At 63.3% G+C, this 3,065-nt stretch carries 3 protein-coding genes and 2 pseudogenes; all 5 read left to right on the top strand.

The window, feature by feature from the left end; translation table 11 throughout:
• Nucleotides 1-503: pseudogene (locus NKH03_RS34520) on the top strand (tyrosine-type recombinase/integrase); the annotation flags it as partial.
• A pseudogene (locus tag NKH03_RS35150) lies at nucleotides 451-567 on the top strand (hypothetical protein); the annotation flags it as partial. The pseudogenes NKH03_RS34520 and NKH03_RS35150, both read left to right, overlap by 53 nt.
• A gap of 103 nt (nucleotides 568-670) precedes the next feature.
• Nucleotides 671-844, top strand: a complete 174-nt coding sequence (locus tag NKH03_RS34515; protein WP_352973296.1) for a hypothetical protein — start codon at nucleotides 671-673, stop codon at nucleotides 842-844.
• Complete coding sequence (locus tag NKH03_RS34510) at nucleotides 825-2,876, top strand: recombinase family protein (RefSeq protein ID WP_352973295.1); 2,052 nt, start codon at nucleotides 825-827, stop codon at nucleotides 2,874-2,876. Before NKH03_RS34515 ends, NKH03_RS34510 begins: the two co-directional genes overlap by 20 nt.
• Entirely contained in the window at nucleotides 2,863-3,033 is a 171-nt protein-coding gene (locus NKH03_RS34505) for a hypothetical protein (RefSeq protein WP_352973293.1), read from the top strand. The genes NKH03_RS34510 and NKH03_RS34505 overlap by 14 nt, the downstream gene beginning before the upstream one ends.
• Nucleotides 3,034-3,065 lie beyond the last annotated feature (32 nt).

The raw sequence follows: 3,065 nt of genomic DNA, 5'->3' as shown, positions 1-3,065 counted from the left end.
CGACTCGACACGCATGCTGATCCGCGTCGAACAGGGCAAGGGACGCAGGGACCGCAACGCCATGCTCTCGCCGCAGCTACTGGAACTGCTGCGACGCCATGCTCTCGCCGCAGCTACTGGAACTGCTGCGGCTGTGGTGGCGCGAAGGCAAGCGGCTGGGGGTGATGCTCCCCCATGGCTGGCTGTTCCCGGGGCGCGGCTGCACGGCGCCGATCTCGTCGCGGCAACTGCATCGCGCGGTCCAGGAAGCAGCCGAAGTCGCCGGCATCCGCAAGCGCGTCAGTCCGCACACGCTGCGTCACAGCTTCGCCACCCACCTACTTGAGCAGGATGTCGACATCCGTGTCATCCAGGTGCTGCTCGAAACAGCGACAAACTACCCGCCAACAGCCGGAAGAAGGGCAAATTTACTATCCATTTCACCCGTGCTGCGGCGAAGCGGCGCTCGTTCTGAAGCGCTATGTCTACCGTGGTACCGAGTTGGTAGTTCTTTCGCAGCCTGATGGCTCCCATGCCTGCATACCGGCGTGGATGACGCACCCGGCGGCGATGCACTTCAAGCTGTCGGCTGAGCCGCGGTTTTCCCTCGGGGTCTTGCAATCTCTGCGCGCCGAGATCGATGCGCTTTTAGGATTTCTCCAGTCCGACTCAACGATGGAGAAAGATCAGAATGAAGCGCCAATTCGAAAGTCCCCAACCAAGCCTGTTCGAAGCGGGCGCGCCAAGCGTTGTGCCGACACCGGCACAGGAGGTCGAGCTGGCAATGCTGGTGGAGACGCTGCTGCGCGAGGTCGCGGTGGCGCTGGCAAAGGGGGAGATCGCAAATGACCAAGATCAAAGCTGAGCATCTGGCGCGCAGCGCGTTCGTCTATATCCGTCAATCGACGGCCGATCAGCTCATGCACAATCAGGAGAGCCAACGCCGGCAATACGGGCTGGCCGATCGCGCCCGGCAGCTCGGCTGGGCCACGATCGAGGTCATCGATGACGATCTCGGCCGCTCGGGCGGCGGCACCAGCCGACCGGGTTTCGAGCGCCTCCTGGCGGCGATCTGCGAAGGGCACGCGGGCGCTGTGTTCGCGATCGAGGCCTCTCGATTGGCGCGTAACGGTCGCGACTGGCATACACTGATAGAGTTCTGTGGATTGGTCGGCACCGTCATCGTCGACGAGGACGGAATCTACGATCCTCGGCATCCCAATGATCGGTTATTGCTTGGCATGAAAGGCACGATGAGCGAGCTCGAGTTGTCGCTGTTTCGTCAGCGCTCGCACGAGGCCCTGAAGCAGAAAGCGCGCCGGGGCGCGCTGTTTCTCGGCGTCGCCGCCGGCTATGTGAAGACCGGACGCGAGCGGATCGAAAAGGATCCGGACCAGCGCGTGCAGGATGCGTTGAAGCTGGTGTTCGCGAAGTTCGCCGAGCTACAGAGCGTGCGGCAGGTCCATCTGTGGCTCAGAGACGAAGGTATCGCCTTGCCCGTGAAGTGGCATGACGGAGAGGGGCGCTGCATCGCCTGGAAGCTGCCGCTCTACAATACGGTGCACAACATTCTGACCAACCCGGTCTATGCGGGCGCCTATGCCTTCGGCCGCACGACAAGCAAGATCATCATTGAGGACGGCCGCAAGTGCGTGCGGCGCGGGCTGCGGCGTCCCCAGACTGAATGGGATGTCCTGCTGAAGGACCAGCACGAAGGCTACATTACGTGGGACGCGTTCGAGAGGAACCAACAGGTGATCGCCAACAACGCGACCGGCAAAGGCGGCGCCACCGCCAGGGGCGCGGTACGGCGCGGGGGGATGCTTCTTGCAGGGCTTCTGCGTTGCGGCCACTGCGGTCGCAAGATGTACGTGGGCTACGCCGGTAAGTCGGGGCGCTATCACTGCGGGGGTGCGCGCATCAATCATGGCACCAAGCGGTGCATCTCATTTGGCGGCTTGCGCGCCGACGATGCGGTCGGCAAAGAGGTTCTTCGCGTTTTGAAGCCGCTCGGCATCGACGCCGCGGTCAAGGCGCTCGAGGCTCAAGCGGGCGAGACGTCAGCCCGACAAAGGCAGCTCGAGTTGGCCCTGCAGCGGGCCCGTTACGAGGCTGCCCATGCGCGGCAGCAATATGATGCCGTCGACCCTGCCAATCGTCTGGTCGCTGGCGAGTTGGAGCGTCGCTGGAACAAGGCGCTTGAAGACGTGCAACAGATCGAAGGCGAGATCGCCGCGCTCGAAGTGAGAAGACCAGCACCGCTGGGCGAGAAGGAACGGGATCAGCTGATGCGGCTCGGCGCCGATCTGGACCTAGCCTGGTCGCACCCGGCAGCAACATCTGCGACGCGCAAGAGGATCGTTCGCGCGGCCTTATGCGAGATCGTCGTCCGCATCGAAGGCGACGTCATCGAAATGGTCCTGCATTGGCGGGGTGGGGACCACACCGCATTGCAGGTGAAGATGAACACCGTCGGCAAGCATCGCTGGACCGTCCCCGAGGATACGTTGGCGCTGGTGCGGGAGCTGACGCGCCTGATGCCCGACCGCCAGATTGCGCGGCTTCTCAATCGATCCGGTAAGCCGACGGGCCGAGGCAATGGCTGGACCCAGGGGCGCATCTGTTCGTTCCGCAGCCATCACGGCATTGCCGTCCACCGCGCCAGCGAATGGGCTGAGCGGGGCGAGATTACTCTTGAAGCTGCCGCGCAAATCATGGATGTGAGCGTGATGACGGCACTGCGCATGGCCCGGCGCGGCATCATCAAAGGGCGGCAAGTGTGTTATGGTGCACCTTGGGCGTTCAAGGCGGCGGATATCGCCGCCTATCGCATACAGAATGCCCCGCGGCGTCCGCTAACAGCCGATCCCGCCCAACAGCGCTTTGATTTTCAATGACATAGAAAGTGAGCATTATGACTCGTGGCTGCTCGGGCACAGCAAGCTCGATACCACCGCGCTCTACACCAAGGTCTCGACCCGGACGATCCACGCGGTCGCAGGGCCGCTCGACCGGCTGATGGCGCTGATGGAAGGCAAGACGCCTCCCGGCTGAACCGGTGCGCGCGGACCTGGAGGTCGCCGATA

The organism is Mesorhizobium sp. M1406, assembly GCF_040317555.1.
In the GTDB taxonomy this organism is placed as follows: Bacteria; Pseudomonadota; Alphaproteobacteria; order Rhizobiales; family Rhizobiaceae; genus Mesorhizobium.
Note: the sequence above shows the minus strand (reverse complement) of the source record. Positions and strands in the feature narration are given on the sequence as shown.